Below are 18,436 nucleotides of genomic sequence, written 5' to 3'. Positions count from 1 at the left end.
GCGTCAACCTACTCGAGAAGGAAGGCTCCTCGCTCAGCATGGCGCACAAACGTCGCAAGGCCGCCTGGGACGACGACTATCGCGCTAAGATCCTGGCTGCTTGACGATTAATACGCGCTCGCCCTGCACCACGGCCGTGCGCCGCGCCGGGATCTGCTCCAGCCGGACATCGTCACGCGCAGGGGCCGGCAGCGAGTCGAGGTCGTAGCGCGCGGGCATGATGAAACGAACTGACCACTGTGTGACCGGGGCGGTCATGGCCACCCGTTCGCCCTCGCGTTCCTTGGCAAAAATGTACCCGCGAGCGGCGAAAAGCCGGCACTGAGTGCCGTTTGGCGTACTACCAATTCACGTAACTTCTCAATAACCTATAGCAGCCTTGGTGTCAGGATGCGTTACCATGATGTCAGACATCGTCACATTTTTGCGCTACTGGTGAGCGGTCGCCGACGGGGCAATGTGCCGGAGTGCTTGTTGTGGAAAGTCACTCGCACCGATGCCTAACCGAGACTACCCCTGCCTCACGCTTCGGTCTTCTGCCTGCTCTCGCTATGCCGCCAACCAGACCAAGTGCGGAGCCAAATAGCCAAACGGCTGCAGGTATCGGGGCGGTGGTTAGATTTCCTTCAAATGAAACATTATGGAATTCAATGTTGCCGTTAAAGGATTTCGCAATCAATTGACCGTCTAAGGCACCATAACCACCCGTCACGTCGGCAAAGGGGGCAAATACGGTGCCCAATGGGTTTTTGCTACCTGCCAGACTCAATGTCGTAGCATCGCTAAAATTATAAATGATATGAGCCGAATCAACACCGTTCAAAAACACTTGACCCTTCTGGAAAATCTGACCAGAACCGATGACGTTGATCAAAACGGTCGAACCCGCAGCAGCATCAATAACGATGCTGTTGGTGTTGGTCAAATCATCACCGCTGACCGAGAAAATACTCAGGTCAGTATTGGTACCGGTCAAGGTGAGACTGCCATGACTAACACTGCTTGAACCGTTCGCAGCTAATGTTCCCAAACTGCTTGACAGATTTTGGTATAGGCTCTCCGCACTATCGAAGTCCACCAAATTTTGCGGTTGAACACCGCTTCTAGCAGTAAAGTTAGTCAATTGAGGGGTACTACCGGCATAAATAGTACCGTTTTGGCCATCGCCGACTCCGCCATTCTTTGCAGTTACAGTACCGCCTGCCACCAAGCGGGCAGAACTGCCGGAAATACCGGATGCGACGTTATAACTTTGCAAGTTCACATCACCGCCTGCTGCCAAATTACCTACCGCATCACCGCTTAAGCTGGTGAAGTCACCAAAAACAAATGCATTGTAAGCAGCGGCCGGCCCGACTAACCCAGCATGCGTGGAAGTGACGGCCGACCCAAGCAATAAGGCGACAAGCACAGTTATGGTACGCATTTTTTTCTCCTAGAACTGTGGAATAAAGGAATTCAGAGAGAGGGAGCTCAACCATTCCGTGAGCCGCCCTACGATGAAATCAGACAGACGATAGCCATCACCTTCCCATAAGTCGGTGTGACCAAACCGCTCAAGCCCTGCTAGCAGCGGTCTGCTGTCTCGCGAAGCGAGAGATTATTGGCATCACGACTCCATATATAAGGGCTTAGGGGATGGATCATACATGAATCGCCTCATAAGATTGCAAACTCAGCGGGTTGTCGCAGGGCTGCTTCCATCGTCGTGGGATGAGCTGTTCGACCCTGCTGGCGGGATGGCTTCTCTTTGGTAAATAATCCTCCGGGACTGGACACTAAGTGATGGCCGGAGGTCCGGTCAAGGTTGCCTCCGGGGCCAGCACCAGGATCGAGCGCTCGCCTTCAGATGCCTCTATCGCAGGAGGCGCGCCTTGGTCGGACAAAGCTGCGGCCGCACCGCTGAGCACATCGACCGTCGTGACACGGTTACGGCCCTGCTCCTTGCTGCGGTAAAGCGCTTGGTCGGCTAGGCGCAGCAGAGACGACGGATCGCCATCACGAGTAGGAATCATCGTGGCGACTCCAAGGCTCATGGTCATCACGCGCGACTCGACCGCATGGGGCAGTTGTTGAGCAAGCATCCTGCGCCGGATGGCTTCGGCGATGGCTTGGCCGCCAGCTGCGTCGGTTTCTGGCAGAATGACCGCGAACTCTTCCCCGCCATAACGGGCGCACACATCCGAACTGCGATTGGCTACTTCCTTCAGACAGTGAGCGGCGGCACGGATACAGGCATCACCGGCTTGATGACCGTAGCTGTCATTGTAGTGCTTGAAGTGATCAAGATCAGCCATGATGAGACTGAGAGAACCGTGATCGCGGAGCATGCGGGCCCATTCGTCGCGCAGCCTGGCATCGAAATGGCGTCGATTATACAATCCAGTCAATTCGTCCACTTGAGACAGCTGTTGTAACTGCGCATTGGCCCGCTCCAACTCCATGCGTCGGGCTTCCAATTCCGCCGTGCGCTCAGCGACCTGCTGCTCCAGGGTCTCGTTAGCCGAGGCCAGAGAACGGTAATTCTCGAGAAGTTCGTTGCGCATGAGCTTGAATGCCTGGGTCAGCTGACCGACCTCGTCACAGGATTCGGCGGGCAGATCTTCCACGAGATTTCCGGCCGCCAAGGCGCGAGCCGCTCGCGCCAAGCGTGCAATGGGCCGCACGATGCGCCCAGCGGCGCGCACCGAGAAGACCAGCGTCAGCAACGCAAGCCCAAGCGCAAGCACCGCGGCCAGGATGAACAGCGCTCGAGTGATCCAGGATACCTCAAGGGTAGTTCGGTTCAGCGCCGCGATGCGGTCATCGGAAAGGCGCGAGAGCCGCGCGTTAATGGCGTGGTTGAGAGGGATGGCCTGCTCCCGCAGGAGTTGTTCCGTAACGCTTAGAGTCGCCGCAGATCCCTGCCGCGTGTAGAAGCTCAGCAGTGCGCGCAGCCCGTCACTCCAAGCGCCTAGCTCGCGGCGCAGCCAGGGCAAGATCTCGCGCTGCTCTGGTGTCATCAACGCCTGCTGGCGCAGGATACCCGCAAGATGGTCCTCGGTGGCTGCCTGGTAGCGCTCCAACTCGGAGTAGGTAACCCGATCAGGCGTGTCGAGGAAACGAGAGAGCGCCAAGCAGGTCTGCAGAAAATGCGCATACAGGCTGTTGAGTTCGGCAGGATCGCGCGCAGGTTGCCCATGTGCATGCTTGTCGGCCAGTCCGATCATAGCAACTGATGCCTCAAGGATGGGAGCGACCAGGGGCTCGATGAGCCGCGCATGCAAGGCCCGCAATGGCTCGTTCTCCGACGACTGTGCGGCTTCGGCGATCCACCACTGGGCACGTTGCAATGTCCATAGATCGCGAGCCAGGGGCTCGAGCCGTTCCGTCGCCGCGTCCTTCTCCCAGATGGAACCGAGTTGCTGCAGGGTCTCGAATGCAGGCATGATTTCGGTTTCCCAGGCACGCGCCCACTCGACCCGGTAATGGGAGTCATCGAGCAGGATGCCGCTGCGCAACGCGTTCATGGAACGTTGCAGACCAAGAGACATCCGGACTGTGGCCAAGGCGGCAGGTGTCTGGGTGTCAGCCAGTTCGACCACCCGAGCGCGCATCCACCCCAGGGCGACCATCAACAGCAGAACCGCTGCAATACCAAGCGCGGCTATGGTCGCGTGCGACAGCAGCAACTTGCGGCCAATGCCGCCCACGCGCCAGCGTGTGGTGGAGCCTCTTGCGGGCTGAGGCAACACCACGCCCCCCGTCTGTAACCGGCTTGCCATGCCCCTCAGCGCGCCAGGATCAGCAGCAATTGGCGCAGCAGGATGCCAGCCCGCTGAAATACGTCAGAGGGAAACTTTCCTCCATAACGGTAGACTGTTTGCGGCGGCGGGGCCTCAGGCAAATGCTGGTGAATATAGGTCAGTTCGGAAACCAGCAAAGAGGCAATATCGTAGACATCGCTTGGAAAAATCTCATACTCCCCGACCGGTGTCACCGTAAGCTCGAGCATGTGCAGCCCCAGGCGGTCACCGATGCGGTGCACGAGCGCGTAACAGGCGACCAAGCGCCCAAAAACATCGGCGGGCCGCTTGCCAGCCTGAAACTCGGGCGCGGCCGGGGGCGGTCCGGAACTTGGATCCTGAGCCAGGATAGCGTCGGCAAAGCTCACGGCGACCGTGACTTGCCAGAACACATCCGAGGGTGAATAGCGGCGGTCGAGCAACAGATTGACCTGACGGTTGGTGTGCAGAATGCCCATGAACAGGTCTGTTTCGGTGCCTTGGGGGGCAGGCGGGGGTAGCACCGGATCGCGGCCCACGCCCAACACCTGCTGGATGGTGCGGATGCGCCCAAGGGCGGCGGAAAGCACTTCGCGGACGTCTTCGGAGCGGATTTCGTTCGTCGACGCGGCGGGCGGAAGGGCGCGCTCGCGGATGAGCTCAAAGGAAAGTCGATTGGTCTTCTCCAATAGAGTGAGGGCTTGGAAGTAGACCTCATGTGTGGACACCTGATGAGCCTTGATCGGCGCATGGCCCGCTATCGGCCCCCCCCATCACCCAACGCAGGTGCTCGACCTCGTCAGCCATGGCGGCCAATAACTGATGAGCATCCGCGTCGAGAAACGGCTCATCCAAGGCCAGGACCGGCAATACTGGCCAGACCGCCAGTACCCAGAAGATGATCAAGAGCGCCGGTCCGCGTGCAGAAATCGATCGTGGTGTTGCCCGCATACCGCTTACCAGCGCGGTGGCCGTTTGCCGATGAGTGTCGCCAGATACAGCCATATCAGGATCTCTTTAAGGAGAGGACATCCAAGCCACCCTGAAGCTCTAGAACGGGTGTCAAAGCGCAGACTATGGGTCGTTGAGAACGAGGTCAACCTCGAAAATGCACCTGATCGAGCATTGTGAGGGCGTTGATCAAACTCGAATTCCGGCTCAAGGCTGAGAGATTGCCCTTTCTGGACAGTCTCTCGGGGCGTATTGGATTTCTTATTCTTTTCTACAACCCGGAGCGACACTCGGCGCTCAACATCGTGCCCGGTCTAATCGGCGGTCGGAGATATGAGTCACGTTGCGGTTGACCTCCTCGGCGACCGCGCCCTGCTCCGCGACCTCGACCGCCTCCTTGGTCCGCTCGGCGCTGTCGACTGAACGGTTGACGGCAAAATGCATTAGTTCAATTGCGCCGCTTCATGGCCTCAAGTGTCATGGTCTCAAGCGGCTTTCTGATCAGCCGGTAGGCATACGGCGCAATACGCTGCGCTATTGCGCCGGACTCAATGCTCTCGATGACGGCAGTGACCGTGATCGCTGAGCACCTCCAGTACCCGACACTGATCGTCGCAGGCACGGCTGGCACAGTCGGCGAGCATCTGGCCGATCTCGTCGCGCAGCGCGCTGAGCCGTTCGATGCGCCGGTCGATCTGTTCGAGATGGGCGCGGGCGATGGCGTCGGCCTGGTGGCAACTGGGTCCGTCGTCGGTCTTCAGGCTCAGCAGATCACGGATGGCGGAGATGTCGAAGCCGAGCTCGCGCGCGTGGCGGATGAAACGCAGACGCTGCACCGCCTCCGGCGGATAGCGCCGACGGTTGCTTGCGGTGCGCACCGGGGCGGGCAGCAGGCCGATCTCCTCGTAATAGCGGATGGTGGGGACCTTGACCTCGGTCGCCCGCGAGAGGTCGCCGATTCCAAACATGGGACTGATTCTCACTTGATGCTCTAGTGACTAGAGATTATAGCCTCCTCAATCAGGACTCAAGCACTATCGAGCGAGGTGAATCGACTCATGCCAACTCAAGCGATCGAAACAGCAGTATCCGCACCCATGGAGACCCGGCTGCGGGTCGATGGGATGGACTGCGGAGCCTGCGCGACGTCCTGCGCCGCGCCCGAGAACAGCCGACCGGCACCCGAAATGCCCTGGTGGCGCAGCCGTCAGGGACTGCTCACACTGGGCACCGGTGCGCTCATGCTCTGCGCCTATGGCGCGGCGAGTCTGTTCCCCGCCTTCGAGCGGCCCATCTTTCTCGCGGCGGTGCTGCTCGGGTTGATCCCGGTCGCCCGGCGCGCCTGGACCTCGGCTCGACTCGGCAGTCCGCTCTCGATCGAGACCCTGATGAGCCTGGCCGCGCTCGCGGCGGTATCGGTCGGCGCCGAGGCCGAGGCGGCGGCGGTGCTGTTCCTGTTCCAGGTCGGCGAATCGCTCGAAGGCGTGGCGGCACGGCGCTCGCGCGACGGGATCGGCGCCCTGATCGAACTCCTGCCACGCAGCGCCCAGCGCGAGACGGCGGACGGCTCGCTGGAGACGATCGCCGCCGAGCGACTGCTGGTCGACGACCGCATCCAGGTCCACGCGGGCGAGCGCATCCCAGCCGACGGCGAGGTGCTGGAGGGGATCGGCGGGGTCGACGAGTCCCCGTTGAGCGGCGAGAGCCTGCCCCAGGTCAAGCAGCCGGGCGAGGCGGTCTTCGCCGGCAGCGTCAATCTCGAAAGTCGGCTGCGCATCCGCGTCACAGCCGACGCCACCGACAACACCATCGCCCGGATCGCCCGCCTGGTGCGCGAGGCGCAGGCGCGCAAGGCGCCGAGCGCGCGCTTCATCGAACGCTTCGCTCGCGTCTACACCCCGCTGGTGGTGGTCTTCGCCACCCTGGTCGCGGTGGTGCCGCCGCTGTTCCTCGGCGCGATCTGGTCCGAGTGGATCTACCGAGGCGCGGCCATCCTATTGATCGGCTGCCCCTGCGCACTGGTGATCTCCACCCCGGCGGCGATCGCCGCCGGACTCGCCGCCGGTGCCCGTCACGGGCTGCTGATGAAGGGGGGCGCCGTGCTCGAAGGACTGGCGCGCATCAGTCGCGTCGCCTTCGACAAGACCGGCACCCTGACCCTCGGCCGGCCCCAGGTCACCGAGGTGATCGTCCTCGCCGGGACCCGCGAGCAGCTGCTCGAGCGCGCCGCAGCACTGAGCGCAGGCTCGGCCCATCCGCTCTCGCGGGCGATCCTCACCCATACCGCCTCGGCCGGGATCGCGCCCGCCGCGCCCGATGAGATCCGAGCGCTGCCGGGACAGGGTGTGAGCGCCCAGATCGCGGGCCATGACTGTCTCCTCGGCTCGCTCGCAGCGGCACGCGAACGGCTCGACGACGACAGTGCGCTCATCGAGGCCGCCGAGCCCCAACTGGCCCTGGGTCGCAGCCTCTCGGTGCTGATCGAGGACGGACGCGCGCTCGGCCTGATCGCCATGCACGACGCCCCGCGCGAGGACGCCCGCGCCGGGATCGCGGCACTCGAACGGCTGGGGATCTCCAGCCTGGTGCTCAGCGGCGATCAGCGCCCGGCGGTCGAGGCCCTGGCCGGCCCGCTGGGGATCGAGGCCCACGCCGGACTGCTGCCCGAGGACAAACAGCGGCTGGTGCGCGAGTTACAGCACGTCGGCGAGCGGGTGGCGAAGGTCGGGGACGGCATCAACGATGCCCCTGCGCTGGCCGCCGCCGAGATCGGCATCGCCATGGGCGGCGGCACCGAGGTGGCGCTGGAAACGGCCGATGCGGCCAGCCTGCACGGACGGGTCGGCGACGTCGCCGCCATGGTCCGGCTCGCGCGCCGCACCCTGCGGGTCATTCACCAAAACGTCGCCATCGCCGTCGGGCTCAAGCTGGGGCTGATGGTCACCACCCTGATCGGACTCACCGGGCTCTGGCCAGCGGTGCTCGCCGACACCGGGGCGACCGTACTGGTGACGGCCAACGCACTGCGGCTGCTGCGTGTTCGCGTCATCGAGCCTGAGCCTGCATCGACGCAACCGACGCAACCGACGCAACCGACGCCCCGACAGGATGCCCAGGCACACAGCTGCGGCAGCTGCGCCTGCACCGATTGATGCGCACTGGGCCAAGGGAATGGCCTATCGCCATCCATAATTCATGGCGACACCGCAGACTCTTTGTGTTTGCCGAGGTCCAGGATATTGGCGAGAATCGCGAATACTCTGTGTATGTAGCGACGCTGACAGGCACACGATGAAGCACGACTCGACCTCTCAGGCGACAGGCATCCGGCTTCGAACCAAGATTGCCCTTGGCTTCGGGACCGTTCTTCTGCTCATGACGCTGTCAGCCATCTGGGGCAGTCTCGGTCTCTCGCGTCTCATGGGGCTCAGCAAGGATGTGGTTCGGGACGATAACTTCAGGACCGAACTTGCAAGGCGCGAGATCGACCATCTGACCTGGGCCGGCCAGCTCAGCGCATTCGTCTTCGATAGCAACGTCCACCATTTGAGCGTTCAGCTCGACCCCAAGCAATGCGCCTTCGGCCGCTGGTATTTCAGTGCCGAGAAGGCACGGGCCGAACAACGATTCCCCGCCATCGCCCCCGACCTGGAGGCGATCGATGAGCCGCACCGCCGCTTGCATGCCTCGGCGGCCAAGATTGCCGAGGTCTATCGCGAGGTCGACCCTCGGCTCGTCGAGCGCATCCAGGACCTCGAACTCGGGCACCTGAAATGGGCATCGAAAATCGAGACGGCGCTGCTCGAGCAGTCCACCAGACTCGATGTCGAAACCGATCACACCCAATGTCCGCTCGGACGATTCCTCTACGGCCCCGAGCGAGCCGCCTTCCGCGCCACCTACCCCGAGATCGACCGATCCCTCACCGCAATCGAGTCCGCTCACCAAGCACTGCATGCCAGCGCGCGCGACCTAACGGCGATGTTGGAGCGCGGCGAACCGGCCGGCGCGCGCGCCATCTTCGTCAGCCGGACACAGCCCGCCCTGACCGAGGTCCAACAGGGGCTGAAGCAAGCACGGGAGCAGGCACACAAGCGCATGCAAGGAGTTCGCGAGGCCGCCACCATCTACAACGACGAGACGCTTCCCCAGCTGCATCGCGTTCAGGAGAGATTGGGTAACATCGCCAAACTGGTGGCCGAGCACTCGGCCCAAACCCAGGGCGTGCTCAATCAGGACGGCCAGCAAACCCAATGGCTGCAACTGATCGTCGCCGCGATCTCGCTGGCCTTGGGCACCCTGCTCGCTTGGCTCATCATCCGCAGCACCCTACGCCAGCTCGGCGGAGAACCGGCCGATCTGGCCATGGTGACCCAACAGCTCTCGCACGGCGATCTGACACAAGAGATCGCACTCCGAAAGGACGACCGCAGCAGTCTGGCAAGCCATATGGCAAAGATGATCGTGCAACTGCGACAAATCGTCACGGATGTCCGTACCGGCGCGGACAACCTCTCCTCGGCGTCGGGCGAGGTCAGTGCAACCTCTCAATCATTGAGCCAGGGCGCAACCGAACAGGCCGCCAGCGTCGAGCAGACCTCCGCCAGTATCGCGCAGATGAAGGCATCGGTTCAGCAGAACAGCGATCATGCCCGATCGACGAGCCAAGTCGCGCGCCAGACCGCCGATGAGGCGCGTCAGGGTGGCGAGGCCGTCGCACGCACGGTCACGGCCATGAAAGACATCGCGGGCAAGGTGTCGCAGATCGAGGACATCGCCTACAAGACCAACCTGCTCGCGCTCAACGCCACCATCGAGGCGGCGAGCGCGGGCGAACACGGCAAGGGATTCACGGTCGTCGCGGCCGAGGTGCGCAAACTTGCCGAAACCAGCGGCGCGGTGGCGCGCGAGATCAGCGATCTGGCCAAGGGCAGCCTCGCCGTCGCCGAAGAGGCCGGGCAGAGACTCGAAGCAATGGTGCCGAGGATCATCGAGACCGCGAACCTCATTGCCGAGATATCAACCTCATCGGCGGAGCAAACCGCCGGCATCCAACAGATCAACGACGCCATGGGGCAGCTTGAAGAGACGACCCAGCAAAACGCCTCGGCCTCCGAGGAGCTGGCCGCGACGGCCGAGGAACTGAGCGCCCAAGCCGCGCTGCTCAGAGAGACGATCGCGTTCTTCCAGGTTGAGCGGACACGGCTGGAGACGGACCGGAGAGAAAACACATCCCGCTAAATGGAATCCACCCAAGGATCCCATACGCGTCACGTTTGAACGGACCGTTCAGCCGTCCCAAAGTCCACTCGCGCCATGGGTTCCTTGCGCCGATTCCGAGCGCCCGTCACTGCAAACAGCACTTCTTGTATTTCTTTCCGCTCCCGCAGGGACAGGGATCGTTGCGGCCGACCTTGACCGACTGGATCGGCGTGTGCGGTACAAACGTCGGAGCGGGTTTGGCAACCTTGGGGGTATCCCGGATATAGGCCCACCAGTTCATTTCGGACACCGTATCCTCGATCGGCCCCTTTTCCTTGGCCGAGCGCGTCGCCTGATCCTTATCCTCGGCCATCGCCCGCTCGACACTGTCCATCTGAATGAAGAAGGTATCGACCAAACCGTCGGCGAAGGCGCGCTCGATTTCGGGCAACAGTTCCTCCGGATACAGGTCACAACAGGCCGAGACAAGCGCGCCCCAAAGGAAATCCGAGTCGCGCTCCAGCTTGCCATTGAACAGCGACCGGAAATACTCGATGACAGGCTCGCGCTCCAGCTCACCCCAGTCGACGAGAGCGACCAGAGTCCGCATGCAGGCGCTCCGCACATATTCGTTCACCTCGCGATCCTCGATCATCCCCTTGATCGGGTCTAGATCGCCGCCGCATACCGAGGCTAGCACTCGATACAGATCCTCGGTCACAAAATCCTCGGCCAGATCTAAACAGAGATCGCCAGGCGCGGAGAACAGCTTCACGACCAGCGGGTAGGCGGCCCGCTCACGAAACTGCGCCAGGAGATACAGGGCATACATATGCAGCATGGCGCCTTGGGTATCGGCAACCTTCCATGGGTCATCGGCCGCCGATCGAAGGCAGTCCAATAGGACCGGAGTGATCACCTCCCTCTGCTCCACTGCGGCACGCACGGCAGCCTCCGGGAACGTGCGATCGATGGTTTCGAGTTGCTGTTTGATGTCTTCGATATTCATATTCACTTCGCTCTATGACCGTTGAATGACCGAGACCGACTCGGGCACGCAAGCGTCTGGCGATCCTGCAGCGGGGGCGCATCGTCGCCGACGGCACCGACCCGGTCGTCCTGATGGCGGCCCGCCAGCTCGCCCAGATCAGGCTCGACTACGACACGGCAGCAGACAAGCCGAGCGGCGAGCCGGTCTTCGAGGTCCGCAACTTCTACAACCCGGAGCGGCGCTCGGCGCTCAACATCGTGCCCGGTCTGATCGGGGTCATCCTGACCCTGACGATGGTGCTCTTCACCGCGGTCGCCATCGTCCGCGAGGCCGAACGCGGCAACCTGGAGCTGCTGATCAACACCCCGGTGCGCACCATCGAGCTGATGCTCGGCAAGATCATCCCCTACGTCCTCATCGGGCTGGTGCAGGTGAGCATCATCCTGGCCCTCGGCATGCTGCTGTTCGGCGTACCCGTAAGGGGCGCGCTCTACCAGGTCTATCTCGCCGCCCTGCTCTTCATCGCCGCCAACCTGACCCTGGGCCTGGTCATCTCCACCGCCGCCAAGACCCAGTTCCAGGCCATGCAGATGACCTTCTTCTTCTTCCTGCCCTCGATCCTGCTCTCGGGATTCATGTTCCCCTTCGCCGGCATGCCCAAGGCCGCCCAGTATTTCTCCGAGCTGCTGCCGCTGACCCATTTCATCCGGATGATCCGGGGGATCATGCTGCGCGGGGCTAGCTTGGCGGATATGCCTGGGGAGGTGGTGGCGTTGATTGTTTTTGCGGGGGTTACGTTGATGCTAGCGGCAGGGTGTCAATCGCATCATGTTTTTCTAATATTCGAGCCCTTGGAGGCGGTCTTTTGTGGAGATATCTTCGGCGCCTCGAACAACAACTTGGCGAGATAGCGCTCGTCCCAGCCGGCCTTGAGGCGCTTGCTCTGGATGCCGAGCTTGGTGTCATCGTGCTGCAAGCGCGTGAGGGCGACGCGCCGAGTCAATGCCAGATTCTCGCGCGCCTCGGGGTCGCGCACCCGGGAAGCGTCCTCGTTGAAGGAGACATCCAGACTCCAATGCAGTTGATTCTCCACGCCCCAGTGCCCGCGCACGGCGCGCGCGAAGGTCTCCACGTTGGTGCCGATGCAGCCGATATAGAAGCGTGTCTCGCATGTGGTCTTGCCGTGGACCTCGCGCTCGGACTCCACCATCCCAATCATGTTCATCGCCTCCCACAGGGCGCAGCGCGGCACGCCCGAGAGATCACCGAGGGTGCGGTAGCGGCGGATCTCACGCCGCCCATGCCCCTGCTCGGTAGTCTCCAGGACCTCAGAGGCGACCTGCGCGTACTCTCGGGCATCGGCCTCGATGAACGCCTCCTCGACCTCGGTGGCCAAGGTGCCCTGGTTGCCCTTGAGCGCCAGAACATACTTCCCACCTTGGCCCACGATCTGCTTGGCGATCGCGGTCTGACAGCCCATGGCATCAATGGTGACAATGCATCCTTTCAGTTGCAGCAGCGCCAGGACCTGCGGGATAGCCGTGATCTCATTGGACTTCGCCTCGGTGGCGACCTGTCCGAGCACCACCCGGTTGGCCGTCGACCACGCACTGACCAGATGCAGCGCCGCCAGCCCTTTGCCCCGATCATGCGAGCGACGCAGGGTCTTCCCATCGATGGCGATGACCTCACCCAGAACGACCTCCCGGATCGCCTCGACCCAGTCGCGAAAGCACGCCTCGAACGCCTTGGGCTGCAGCAGACTGAAGACACGACCGAACGTATCGTGCGAGGGGATCCCGTTGGGCAGCTTCAGAAATTGCCTCAGCCACGCCTCTTTCGCACGCCCAAATTGCGCGATCTGCACCCAGCCGTCGGCTCCGCAGAGGGTCCCCGCAATGGCAATCACGATCATATCCAACAGGTTATGACGCCGCTTGAGCGTGCAGCGCGGGTCTTCAAGCGTCGAAAAATGCGTCATCAGAGAGCGGTCCAGGGTCATGTCAGGCATCGGCGGCAGCAAATCATCGGCAAATACGGGGGGCGAATAATACAGACCCTATCGATATGCTCCAGTAGTATTCGCTAATATTTTGATGCAATTGCCCTGATGCTGGCGGTGTCGCGGTTTAGTAAGACGTTGGGGCCTTGATTCACAACCGGGAGACCCCAAGATCAGCATATCCGTTGAGATCCAAGTACACTCTCTGATACAGGTGTTTGAGGTTCAGAATCCCGTAGCAGCGGCGCTTGAGCACTTTGAGCTTGTTGTTGAAACCCTCGACAAAGCCGCTGGTCTGTCGATTCACGAAATAGTTGCTGATTTCCTCGAAATGGGTATTCAGCGTTCCGATGAAGCGATTGAAGCACGTCAGCTTGCGGTTGGTGACACGGCGGATCCAGCCGCGCAACTTGCGCTTACCTTGCCCTTTTGACAGACGGCTCTCATAGATGGCCGTGAGGGCTTCGCAGGCGTCGTAGGCCTCTTTCAGTTTCGGTGAGTGGCTAAAGAGGCGATTGAGCAGCCGACGCTCGTCAGCCGATAGGTCGTTGCGGCTGCGGCGGAAGACCCAATGAACGTTTTTGAGGTCGGCGAGTTCGTCTTTCGATAAGGCCTTGCGCAACCGTTTGAGCTCACGCTTGCGCAGTGTTTCGAGCCCTTCGCGATAGAGACGCGCAATATGAAACCGGTCGGCGCAAATCCGTATCCGTTTGCCGAACACCGCCTTGGCGGCACGGATGAAGCCCGCGTACAGGTCGGAGCAGACGACCCCGACAGTGCGCCGTAAACGCTGGGAATGCGACGAAAAAACTTCTCAACGACCTCCTTGGTCCGCTCGGGGAGCAGCGCAAGGACGCGTAGTTGATCGTTGACGTAGGCACTGATGACCGCGACGAAATCCCGATGCCCTTTCTTCAACGCAATCTCATTGATGCCAATGACCTCCAGACGATCGATGCTGTCCCAGTCGACCTCGGGGTCCAGGCGGCGATCCAGAATGCCTTGCAGAACGTCGACGCCGATGGCGTGCTTGAGGCTGACATCTTCGAGCGTGCTATTGATCAGTTCGAGCAGCATTTGCTGCTCGAAGGCCTTGGTGACCGACGCCCGAGGCGTATACCACGACAGGGTTTGGGTCGTCGTCGGTCGATCCGAGCAATGACGACACTGATAGCGCTTCGGGCGGAGCACAATCACCGTCGTGTAATCGAACAACGACAAGTGACGCAGGGTGATTTCTTGACCCAAACCGTAATCGTGATCGATTGGCTTGCCGCACCGGTGACACTCGGTTCCTTCCAAGGTGCTGTGAACATAAATCTTCAGCGTCTTGCGCTCGGCGAGCACAACCCGGTCAATGGCGATATCAGGCAGGTTCAGCAGCGTCTGGAGGGTTTCTGTGTCAAACATCATTATCAACGGCGTTCGAATGAGATTTCATGAAGGCGCGACTCGCAACCCACTGATTTTCAAGATATCATAATCCCAGAAGATCCGGGAGAGCCCTAGTTTTCTGCCCTCACGATTTTTCAGGCACCCCGCTGGAGCGCTGCAAAAATGGCCAAAGTCGAGTACCGGTACAACTCTAATAATTTTTCTGACCATTTCAGAAATAGGTTTCATCGTCCCAAAGGAATCTGAAAATGGCATTCAACGAAGCAAAGTTGAGCACGAAACTGGCAGCTGGTTTTACAATACCGTTACTCGTGCTCGTCATTATCGCAGTAACCATTTATGCCAGCATGACAGCACTTATGGAGGCCAACCGCTGGGTTGACCATACCAATGATGTCATTACAGAGGGCGAATCGTTGCGCAGCAGCATGACAGACATGGAAACCGGAATGCGCGGATTTCTGATTGCCGGAACTGAGGAGTTTCTGCCCCCCTATATCCATGGCCAGAAGAAATTCAATGAGACCCTTACCAACCTAAAGAAAACCGTTAGCGACAATCCTTCGCAAGTTAAGCGACTTGAGAGTATCGGTCGCCTGGAACAGAAATGGCACAGCGAAGTAGCCAAACCGCAAATCAATATGCGCAGGAAGGTTGCGGAAAATGAAGCAACCACCAGAAGATTCAAAGAACTATCCTCGAGAACGGTCGGTAAGGAGATGTTTGACAGCTTCCGTGCAAATCTCTCAGATCTTGAAGACAGACTGTTTTCCGTCAATGACCAGATAGCGCTTTCAATGGCCCAGGACCTGCTTCTGGCCATGGTCAATCAGGAGACGGGACAAAGAGGATTTCTTCTGTCCGGGCAGGAAGCTTCCTTAGAGCCTTTCAATGCGGGAAAAGAGGCTTTTGAACGTACAGTGCAAGAACTTCGCAATCACCTGAAGCAGGCCGCCTACGACACCTCGTCAATTACCAAAACCCTTTCAGTGGCACTTAGTAACGCGAAAGGCTGGAGAACAGAGGCCGCCATTCCAGAGATCGAATCTCGTCGTGAGATGAACCAGGTCACAGCCACCATGGACGATGTCACGGCATTGATTGAAGAAGGCACCGGTAGACGCACCATGGATGCCATCCGTGCAGGGATCGACGAGTTTATTGGCGAAGAAGCCAAACTCATCAATGTTCGCCGCCAGGAGGCATCCAGCCTCGCCTCACAGACCATAGCCATTACTCTCGGTGGTACAGCTCTGTCTGTGCTCGTCGTAGCAATCGTTGGCTTTCTGATTGTCCGGAACATCTTTCGCCAGGTAGGCGGGGAGCCCTCAGATCTTGAGAGAATCTCCCGAAAAATTGCCAACGGAGACTTGACCCTCGAGCTTTCGAATACCGGTAAAGAGACCGGCATCTACGCGGCTATGCGTGACATGTCGGAGCGTTTGAAAATCATTCTGGTGAAAATCGGGGATTTCTCAAAAACCCAGTCCGCCGCAGCAGAGGAACTCGCTGCCATTGCGGAACAGACCAGCCAAAGTGTCCAGGAACAGCAACAGTCGACCAATCAGGTTGCCGTTGCAATTGACGAAATGCAGGCAACAGCCGCCGAAGTAGCCCAAAACACCGGAGCTGCTGCCGAATCCGCCACACAGGCAAACGCAATCGTGGATAGGGGCAATCAAAGAATGCAGGCTGTGGCATTCGAGATGCAAAACCTGTCTAAAACGCTGGAAGAAACCTCCACCGAGATTCAGGGGCTTGTATCAAGCGCCAACAGTATTTCCCAGATTCTGGATGTTATTAAAGGTATCGCTGAGCAGACAAACCTTCTGGCTCTGAATGCAGCTATTGAAGCAGCGCGTGCCGGTGAACATGGTCGGGGCTTTGCTGTTGTTGCCGATGAGGTAAGGTCGCTCGCCCAGAACACCCAGCGCTCGACCTCGGATATAGCCGAAATGATCGTGGCTGTTCAAGAAAAAACAAAAACATCTGTCCAGAGTATGGGCGCCGGGCAGAAACAATCTGAGAGAATCGCTGAACAGACCAAAGAGGTTGAACAGGATTTGGCCGATGTTCAGTCTGCCGTCCAGAATATCACCAACATGATCACCCAGATCGCAAGTGCAGCTGAGCAACAAAGTGCGACGTCTACCGAAGTCAGCGAGAGAGCCAACGAAATCCGTAACCAATCCGAGCAGACGGGTACTGCGGCAAACCAGATCGCTCAGGCGACAGAAGAACTGTCGCAAATTGCAACCAAACTGAATGATGAGGTTTCGAAGTTTAAGCTGTAAGCCCAGCCCTTTTAAGGTGCCATTTCGTGTCCGAATTTAAGTGGCTGATTTCATGGATGCCAGCGCTGCCAAAGCCAGGGATTGGCAGCGGCGATCCGCAAACCTGTAGCGGAACTGGGGCAGCGCCAAACCGCTGAGACCGAAGTGGCAAGCACAACTTAAATTCAGGGAAAAACTGTCCTAGACATGGGGTCCACTATAAGCCATCCCTTTACCCATATCTCGAACCAGTCTCGTACACATTCCTTGTTTGATCGCGGCGTAAGGCTGGATTTATCCCCTGAGTTTTCGTTGCAATGTTAAAAACATTTATTTTCGATCGCGGACCTGCGAAACCGGGGTCACACGAAACCGCGAAACCGGGGTCTTGAAATCAAGCATCTCTGCTGCGCGAATGTGGGGTCGTTCTGGATCGCGGCCGAATCGACCGTGGCGCGGATGCTGAACAGCCCGCGGTTGACCACCATGGCCTGCGCCCCGGCGTCGGCGCAACCTGAATGATCGGCTGATTCAAGGCGATTCCCCCGCCTTCTGAAGCGCGAGCCGATACACCGAATCACTCAGCCAGAAACCGGCATCGGTCCTCAGCGCATCGAGGCAGGGTCGGACGGTCTGCAGCATGCTGCGCTGCTTCGACAACAGCAGGACACCGACGACGCCCATGGGCTTCAATCCCTGCTGCTGCGCGAGTCGACGCCCATCCTGTTCGTCCAACAGAATGAGATCCGTTCCCAACTCGACCGCGAGCGCAATGCTCTCGGATTCGCCCGGGTCGAGATCCCGCTGCAAGGCACGAATCAGCGCGCGATTCTTGGGTGCTTGGCGACGGATCCAGGTTGACCGCGCAACCTCATCGCGACCGGGCCAGGACCGGCCGTCGGCGTTCAACTCATCCCAGACCGCTTGAGCAATGTCGATCTGTCCGAACAGCGCTTGCAGCAGATGGAGTTGGCCTATCGCGGCGAGATTGGTCAGTGGAGACGTGTTGCTGACCACGCGCCTCATGACGACGAGCGGTTCCAATTGGATAGGGTGTCCAGATCCTCGAGCAAATCCACCTCGTCATAGTGAGCGGGTAGCTCTCGCGATGCCAGCAATTGCCGAAACCGCCACAGGGACATCCCGGCCAGTTCGCGCGCTTTACCGATCGAAAGCCGCCGTTGTGCGTAGAGACTGATCGCAAGCTCCTGTTTGAGCTGATCCGGCGACAAACGGGCGGAGTCCAATATGTCCTGTGGAATATCGATCTGGGCTAAGGCCATCTTATGCTCCTGACGGGCAAAACGGGCGAGCATCATTCTGCGGCTCGTGCTGACGGGTGTCGAGCCTGCTGGTCGCCCTGGTCTATCATATCGACACGACGGCGGCCGATCTCTGCCAGAACTTGCGCTACGACACGGGCTCCATGACACGGATGTCGGATCGTCTGGAAAATCTGGGGCTGATCCGACGGGAGCAAAGCAACGAGGATCGACGGGGCGTCCGGCTCAGTCAGTCTGACCGAGAAGGGAGCGGCGATCGGTCCACGCCTGACCAGAGAGGCCGCACTTTGCCCGAAACTGCAACTCAGTCAGCTGAACCTCTGCTTGAACGATGACAATCCAAGGTCGGCCAGTAGATAAGGAACGGGTGCCGCCTTTCAATGATGTCAATCATGAGCCATGCTTAGCCCATCATCCAAACGCAGAAAGAGGGCTTGGCCATAACAGCGCAACTCATTAACATCGACGGTCATCAGGCGACTTTTCAAGTCACGATCGATCTCAGCGGAACCATGCTTGAAGCTGAAGCGCGCATCCAAGCCGCCTGCAACAGCATCGGAAGGCTTGCCAGTGCC

General features: G+C 59.9%; 18 protein-coding genes and 1 pseudogene. 6 read left to right on the top strand and 13 right to left on the bottom strand.

From position 1 onward, the window contains the following. Positions 1-84: 84 nt before the first annotated feature. The 7 genes from CKO36_RS19905 to CKO36_RS15515 all read right to left on the bottom strand — a co-directional run bounded on the left by CKO36_RS19905 (position 85) and on the right by CKO36_RS15515 (position 5,683). Positions 85-258, bottom strand: coding sequence for a heme-binding protein (locus CKO36_RS19905; RefSeq protein WP_242469661.1), 174 nt, complete (start codon positions 256-258; stop codon positions 85-87). 226 nt (positions 259-484) lie between these two features. Further along, a complete protein-coding gene (locus CKO36_RS15540; protein ID WP_200285410.1) occupies positions 485-1,426 on the bottom strand; it encodes a choice-of-anchor A family protein in 942 nt (313 codons plus the stop codon). Positions 1,427-1,778: 352 nt separating this feature from the next. Beyond that, positions 1,779-3,764 carry a GGDEF domain-containing protein gene (locus CKO36_RS15535; RefSeq protein WP_200285408.1) on the bottom strand — a complete coding sequence of 662 codons (1,986 nt, stop codon included), beginning with the start codon at positions 3,762-3,764 and terminating at the stop codon, positions 1,779-1,781. A gap of 5 nt (positions 3,765-3,769) precedes the next feature. Further along, a complete protein-coding gene (locus tag CKO36_RS15530; protein ID WP_200285400.1) occupies positions 3,770-4,492 on the bottom strand; it encodes a hypothetical protein in 723 nt (240 codons plus the stop codon). Continuing rightward, entirely contained in the window at positions 4,479-4,769 is a 291-nt protein-coding gene (locus tag CKO36_RS15525; protein ID WP_200285399.1) for a hypothetical protein, read from the bottom strand. The genes CKO36_RS15530 and CKO36_RS15525 overlap by 14 nt, the downstream gene beginning before the upstream one ends. A gap of 243 nt (positions 4,770-5,012) precedes the next feature. Next, positions 5,013-5,159: a hypothetical protein gene (locus CKO36_RS15520; RefSeq protein ID WP_200285397.1), complete on the bottom strand. Its 147-nt coding sequence runs from the start codon at positions 5,157-5,159 to the stop codon at positions 5,013-5,015. Positions 5,160-5,263: 104 nt separating this feature from the next. Then, positions 5,264-5,683: a MerR family transcriptional regulator gene (locus CKO36_RS15515; RefSeq protein ID WP_200285395.1), complete on the bottom strand. Its 420-nt coding sequence runs from the start codon at positions 5,681-5,683 to the stop codon at positions 5,264-5,266. Positions 5,684-5,812: 129 nt separating this feature from the next. Here CKO36_RS15515 and CKO36_RS15510 point away from each other — a divergent pair, with 129 nt between their 5' ends. Together CKO36_RS15510 and CKO36_RS15505 are read left to right on the top strand one after the other, a co-directional pair. Next, a complete protein-coding gene (locus CKO36_RS15510) occupies positions 5,813-7,867 on the top strand; it encodes a heavy metal translocating P-type ATPase (protein ID WP_242469660.1) in 2,055 nt (684 codons plus the stop codon). A 139-nt stretch (positions 7,868-8,006) separates the two neighbouring features. Continuing rightward, positions 8,007-9,956 (top strand): methyl-accepting chemotaxis protein, encoded by a 1,950-nt coding sequence (locus CKO36_RS15505; protein WP_200285391.1) that lies wholly within the window; start codon positions 8,007-8,009, stop codon positions 9,954-9,956. Between the two features lie 106 nt (positions 9,957-10,062). Here the strand turns inward: CKO36_RS15505 and CKO36_RS19900 are convergent, their stop codons facing one another. After that, a complete protein-coding gene (locus CKO36_RS19900; protein ID WP_242469659.1) occupies positions 10,063-10,926 on the bottom strand; it encodes a DUF1186 domain-containing protein in 864 nt (287 codons plus the stop codon). A 113-nt stretch (positions 10,927-11,039) separates the two neighbouring features. Between CKO36_RS19900 and CKO36_RS15495 the strand changes: the two genes are divergently transcribed. After that, the gene (locus CKO36_RS15495; RefSeq protein WP_242469658.1) at positions 11,040-11,819 is read left to right on the top strand and encodes an ABC transporter permease; all 780 of its coding nucleotides are present in this window, start codon (positions 11,040-11,042) and stop codon (positions 11,817-11,819) included. Here the strand turns inward: CKO36_RS15495 and CKO36_RS15490 are convergent. Further along, positions 11,735-12,919, bottom strand: a complete 1,185-nt coding sequence (locus CKO36_RS15490) for an ISAs1 family transposase (protein ID WP_200285389.1) — start codon at positions 12,917-12,919, stop codon at positions 11,735-11,737. The two genes, CKO36_RS15495 and CKO36_RS15490, sit on opposite strands and share 85 nt — an antisense overlap. Before the next feature lie 142 nt (positions 12,920-13,061). Beyond that, a pseudogene (locus tag CKO36_RS19895) lies at positions 13,062-13,828 on the bottom strand (ISL3 family transposase). Here CKO36_RS19895 and CKO36_RS19890 point away from each other — a divergent pair. Together CKO36_RS19890 and CKO36_RS15475 are read left to right on the top strand one after the other, a co-directional pair. Next, on the top strand, positions 13,772-14,353 hold the full coding sequence (locus tag CKO36_RS19890; RefSeq protein ID WP_242469662.1) for a hypothetical protein: 582 nt from the start codon (positions 13,772-13,774) through the stop codon (positions 14,351-14,353). The pseudogene CKO36_RS19895 and the gene CKO36_RS19890 sit on opposite strands and share 57 nt — an antisense overlap. Before the next feature lie 200 nt (positions 14,354-14,553). Further along, entirely contained in the window at positions 14,554-16,599 is a 2,046-nt protein-coding gene (locus CKO36_RS15475) for a CHASE3 domain-containing protein (protein WP_200285378.1), read from the top strand. A 510-nt stretch (positions 16,600-17,109) separates the two neighbouring features. Here the strand turns inward: CKO36_RS15475 and CKO36_RS15470 are convergent. Together CKO36_RS15470 and CKO36_RS15465 are read right to left on the bottom strand one after the other, a co-directional pair. Continuing rightward, positions 17,110-17,604 carry a PIN domain-containing protein gene (locus tag CKO36_RS15470; protein ID WP_200285376.1) on the bottom strand — a complete coding sequence of 165 codons (495 nt, stop codon included), beginning with the start codon at positions 17,602-17,604 and terminating at the stop codon, positions 17,110-17,112. Beyond that, complete coding sequence (locus CKO36_RS15465) at positions 17,601-17,897, bottom strand: UPF0175 family protein (RefSeq protein WP_242469657.1); 297 nt, start codon at positions 17,895-17,897, stop codon at positions 17,601-17,603. Before CKO36_RS15465 ends, CKO36_RS15470 begins: the two co-directional genes overlap by 4 nt. A 20-nt stretch (positions 17,898-17,917) precedes the next feature. Between CKO36_RS15465 and CKO36_RS20515 the strand changes: the two genes are divergently transcribed. Continuing rightward, a complete protein-coding gene (locus CKO36_RS20515) occupies positions 17,918-18,196 on the top strand; it encodes a MarR family transcriptional regulator (protein WP_200285374.1) in 279 nt (92 codons plus the stop codon). Positions 18,197-18,247: 51 nt separating this feature from the next. Here CKO36_RS20515 and CKO36_RS19405 read toward each other — a convergent pair. Beyond that, a partial coding sequence (locus CKO36_RS19405; RefSeq protein ID WP_207161490.1) for a hypothetical protein occupies positions 18,248-18,436 on the bottom strand: 189 nt, incomplete at its 5' end.

Origin of the sequence: Rhabdochromatium marinum, from assembly GCF_016583795.1 — a bacterium.
GTDB lineage: Bacteria > Pseudomonadota > Gammaproteobacteria > Chromatiales > Chromatiaceae > Rhabdochromatium > Rhabdochromatium marinum.
Note: the sequence above shows the minus strand (reverse complement) of the source record. Positions and strands in the feature narration are given on the sequence as shown.